Origin of the sequence: Acetomicrobium sp. S15 = DSM 107314 (genome assembly GCF_016125955.1) — a bacterium.
GTDB classification, from domain to species: domain Bacteria; phylum Synergistota; class Synergistia; order Synergistales; family Thermosynergistaceae; genus Thermosynergistes; species Thermosynergistes pyruvativorans.
Window position 1 is genome coordinate 1 of sequence record NZ_JADEVE010000097.1, and the last position, 269, is coordinate 269.

The following is a 269-nucleotide window of genomic DNA, read 5'->3' on the forward strand; positions in this document are numbered from 1 at the left end:
CACGAGGTCTCGCGCCGTCGCAGTCGAGAGATCTGGCACCGTGGTCATCCTGTCTTTCGCTATTCGCTCCATGCGGAGCAAACCTATGCGGATCTGATTCTGAAGGAGCTCGCCCACGGAACGCACACGGCGGTTGCCGAACCTCACGTGGAGCGTCACGACGAAGGGCACGCCGGCCATCTTCGAGGCCAACAGGGCAACCCAGGCCGGGACGCGGGAGTGGGCGTGTATCAGGTCGTAACCATTGCGCCTGGCCACCGCCGCTATCC

General features: G+C 63.9%; 1 protein-coding gene. It reads right to left on the minus strand.

Translation table 11 applies throughout. From position 1 onward, the window contains the following. Positions 1-269, minus strand: a 269-nt coding sequence (locus EZM41_RS02815; protein WP_198469294.1) for a glycosyltransferase, incomplete at both ends; no start/stop codon positions are given.